This window comes from Carnobacterium sp. (genome assembly GCF_032094055.1).
Classification (GTDB): Bacteria; Bacillota; Bacilli; order Lactobacillales; family Carnobacteriaceae; genus Carnobacterium_A.
The window spans coordinates 1-4,365 of record NZ_DAMDAK010000130.1 but is presented as its reverse complement, the minus strand read 5'-3'; the positions used below and the strand labels follow the sequence as shown (position 1 = coordinate 4,365).

At 37.0% G+C, this 4,365-nt stretch carries 5 protein-coding genes; all 5 read right to left on the bottom strand.

What is annotated here, in order from left to right:
• On the bottom strand, positions 1-326 hold a 326-nt coding region (locus tag RT405_RS13120), incomplete at its 3' end, for an ABC transporter permease (RefSeq protein ID WP_313470275.1).
• The gene (locus RT405_RS13115) at positions 323-1,030 is read right to left on the bottom strand and encodes an ABC transporter ATP-binding protein (protein WP_313470273.1); all 708 of its coding nucleotides are present in this window, start codon (positions 1,028-1,030) and stop codon (positions 323-325) included. The genes RT405_RS13120 and RT405_RS13115, both read right to left, overlap by 4 nt.
• Before the next feature lie 11 nt (positions 1,031-1,041).
• Entirely contained in the window at positions 1,042-2,184 is a 1,143-nt protein-coding gene (locus RT405_RS13110) for an HlyD family efflux transporter periplasmic adaptor subunit (protein ID WP_313470272.1), read from the bottom strand.
• 311 nt (positions 2,185-2,495) lie between these two features.
• Entirely contained in the window at positions 2,496-3,488 is a 993-nt protein-coding gene (locus RT405_RS13105; RefSeq protein ID WP_313470270.1) for a D-2-hydroxyacid dehydrogenase, read from the bottom strand.
• 40 nt (positions 3,489-3,528) lie between these two features.
• Positions 3,529-4,365: PTS sugar transporter subunit IIC (locus tag RT405_RS13100; RefSeq protein ID WP_313470268.1), on the bottom strand; the 837-nt coding region annotated here is incomplete at its 5' end.

Here is a 4,365-nt window from a genome sequence, read left to right as displayed (position 1 = left end):
ATTCCCCAGCCTTCTCCATAATCAGGTAGAACAGAAGCAACTCCTGCTATTTTTTGAATTCGCTTCATGTCTACCCGTGAAAATACAAAATTTGAATCTTCATAAATAGCTGTTTCTTCTGTCATCGGCATGGTGTAATTGATCTGGATAACATTTGTATTAGTGGAATTGGCTAACTCTACTGTTTGCTGTCGGATTCCTTCGCCTAAAGCAGCAATGGTTACCACTGAAGCTATTCCAATAATAATGCCCAACATCGTTAAAAAGACACGGAACTTATGAGCTTTTAAACTCAAAAATGTACTAATCAAAATATTGCGGATCATACTGTTGTCACCTCTTCTTCAAAAGCTCCATCTTTCATTCGAATAACGCGTGTAGCATAAGCGGTCATATCTTCATCGTGAGTGACCATCACAATGGTTTTGCCTTCTTGATTCAATTTTTTCAATGTTTCCATTATAGTTTTCCCGGTTTCACTATCCAAAGCACCTGTTGGTTCATCAGCCATAATCAATAGCGGATCATTGATCAATGCCCGCGCAATCGCGACACGCTGTTGTTGACCGCCTGACAGTTCGGAGGTTTTCATTTTCAGCTTGTCGCCAATCCCGACCAGATCCAAAAAATGTTGAGCTTTTTCTTTTTTTTCTTTTGAATTGTTCATCCCTTTATATACCATCGGCAATTCAACATTTTGTTGCACATTTAAGGAATCGATCAAAAAGAATTGCTGGAAAACAAAGCCAAAGAATGCATTGCGGTACTCTGATTTTTGGTTTTCATTCAATAACGAGACATCTTCTCCTCGGAATAAATAAGTTCCCGTACTGATTCGATCTAAGAAACCAATGATATTCATCAATGTCGTTTTTCCACTGCCGGATTTCCCCATGATCATAACAAAATCGCCTTCATTAATCGTCAAATCTAAGCCTTTTAAGACATGTGATTCTTGTTTTCCTTGTTTAAAAGACTTATTGATTTCCTTTAAAACAATCAAGGGTTGAGGTGCTTGTACTGATTTCATTTTTTTCACCCCTACTCTTCTATAGTGATTGAATCCATCGCTTCTTGTTCCAGCGATTCAGATAGCACTTGACCTTCTTCAATTTCAACTTGAGATGAAACAATGATTTGGTCTTCAGCTTCCAAACCACTTGTAACAACCGTATTTTCGCCTTCTTCTTTACCGAGTTGAATCACACGTCTGACCACTGTCCCAAAATCATTAACTAAAACATAGGATTGGTCGTCTTCTTGATGAATCGCTATCGTTGGAATATTAACCGTTGCTTCCCCAATATTTACGATTGCTTGAACATGATAGCCATTTCGAATGCCGTCTAATGTATCCAATGACAATTTTACTGGGTAGCTCGACATCATTGATTCTTGTCCTCCATAACTTCCCATACCATCTCCAGCTTCTTCTGCTGGATTCAAATCAATAAAATTAACCTTACCCGTTACAGTGTGATTATTTGAAATGACTTTGATATCTGCTGTTTGCTTGGCTGCTAATTTTCCGACATCTTTTTCATTAACGGTTCCTGCTACATAAAAATTGTCAGAGATCAATTTTAAAATAGGCGATTCCGCATCTTTAACTTCCGGTATGTATACTTTTCCGCTAAATGGCGCAACGATATCCTTGAAGCGCTGTTCTTTTAGCGACTCAATATTATTGTATAATTCAGTGACTTCTGCATCCAAATCAGCCGTACTCATATCTATTTTTAATTCTTCCAATGTTTGAGTACGTTCTTCTTCTGGCAGTTTTTGCCAGTTTTGAATGGCTAAATCACGTTTATAAATGGCATTAGAGCGCTGTGTCTCCATTCTGGCTGCTTGATTTTTAAAATCATTCAACTGAGCTGCAACTTCTGTATTTTCATAGGTATATAAAAGGGTCCCTTTCTCAACAGTTTCCCCATTCTCTACTTGCAAGTCTCCCATCGTACCAAGAGATTCTTCTTTACGAAATTCCTGTGATTGCTCCGGTTTCACCGTTCCATTAACAAATACTTGATCCATTCCCGGTACAACAAAATAGTCGATTCCATAAGGATCTGCTACTTCCTCTGTCACTTCTTCATTTGAAAAGAATAACGACTTGGCAGCGAGTCCGCCAATGACTACTACTAATAAAACACCCAAACCAATTCCTATTTTCTTTTTCATTTGTCTACTCCTTGATTGTTTTATTTTTATCCTTTTTTATTTGCTTCTATCTTTATTTTTAGAAGGCCTTTCTCTGTATTTTTATCTTTTTTACAAATCGTTTCTTTACTTTACTCACCCATAAATCCTTCACAAAAAAACAAACGTTTTGCAAAATCTCCTGATTGCATCATACCTTAATTAGTATCCTTTTTCCAAGATTATTTTTAAAAATCATGACGATTATTAAGCAAAAAAATTGAGCAAATAACCCACCTAATAAAAAGGTCATTTGCTCATTTTTTAGAGTCTCATTTTTGAAAAATTTGTGTTTACTGTACTTGAAAATCACTTTTACCTGTTGTCACGATATCATACGTTGCATTTAATGATCCTTCTACTAAGTTTTCAACAGCCGTTTCTGTATAGAATGCAATATGCGGAGTATAGAAAATATCATCTCTGACCATCAATGCATTGAAAATATCATCATCGATTTCAGCACCTTTTAAGTCTTTGTTGACAAATGGATGCTCGTATTCATAAGTATCTAAAACTGCACCTGCTAATTTTCCGTTCTCCAATGCTTCAAGTAAATCTTCTGTATCTACGATCGTTCCTCTTGCAGTATTGATTAAATAAGAACCATTTTTCATTTGCGCAAACAATTCTTTATTAAATAAGTGGTAGTTGTCTTCTGTTGCCGGCATATGAATAGAAATCAAATCAGCTTCTTGTACTAATTCTTCAAGTGTATCTTTATAGGTTAGAAATTTACGAGCTTCATCATTTTGATACAAATCAAATCCAATAATTTCTGCACCGAATCCGGCAAATAATTCACCAGTAATACGTCCAATCCGGCCAGTTCCAACGATCCCAATTTTCATTGACCGAACTTCTCTGCTTAAAATGGCTTTATTCCAGCTGAAGTTGTGGTTCTCTACATTTTTTTTAATCAAATCTAGATGGCGAATCATATTTAATGAAGCTGTTACAGCAAACTCGGCAATAGCATTAGGTGAATAGGCTGGAACATTTGTAATCGTCAATCCATTTTCTTGTGCTGCTTTTAAATCGAACATATCGTAACCGGCAGAACGAGTAGCCAATTGTTTGATCCCCATTTCAGCTAAAGCAGGATACAAAGCTTCATCTAATTTTCCTGTTTGTTGGATCAAAACACCGTCATTGCCTCTTACTTTTTCCAGTGTATCCATTGTTAAAATTTCAGTAGTGGTTTCAACATTCACACCAGATTTTTTGCTCCAGACCATTGCTGCATCTTTTTCATCTTCACGAGTTCCAAACATAATTAAGTTCATTTATAATTCCTCCTAAATTTTATCTACTGATTATTTTTTGTTATTTAGCTGCAACAAATTTGAACGCTTCATTTTCATATAATTTAATCAATTTCGTACATACAAAGTCTACTACAAAAGCACCAACAAATGGAATAATAAAGAAGGCTAATAAAGCAATTCCCATATTACCAACAGCGTTACCTTCCATAAACTTCATTGCATTAATGGGTCCGACTAACCCTGAAAAGCCAAAACCTGCTGAAAAAGGTGTGCCTTGAATATTAAACATTGCTGCAAAAATTCCGCTGATCACTGCATTAACTGCAAGCGGGATAGCAATAACCGGATATTTGATCAAGTTTGGCATCATCATTTTCATTGCCCCTAGGCCAACTGAAGAAGTAACACCTATGCTGTTTACCTTCATTGAACCGATAACCAAACTTGCAGCTGCTGCACAAATCCCAATATTTGCTGCACCGGAAGCTAGCCCTGACAAGCCGATCGCAGTAGCAATTGCCACAGTTGAGATTGGTGAAATAATAAGAATAGAGAATGAAACAGCAATCAAAACGCTCATTAAGACAGGTTGTAATTCAGTAAAGCTGTTGATCAATGTTCCAATGCTTGAAGTGATTAATTTCACATACGGAAGTGTGAACGAACCAACTGCACCCGCACCGGCGCCAGCAATGATTGGTAGCAGCAAAATGGTCATCGAACCAAGTTTGTTTCCAAGTGCCATAACCAACAGAACCGCAATGGATGCTGTAATCATAGTATTGATCAAGTCGCCGATACCAACCAGCATGAAAGCTCCATCAGTGATCACATATGCTCCTGATCCGTCAAATGCTGCATCTCCGGCAATGAACGTTTGCATTGGATTTAACTT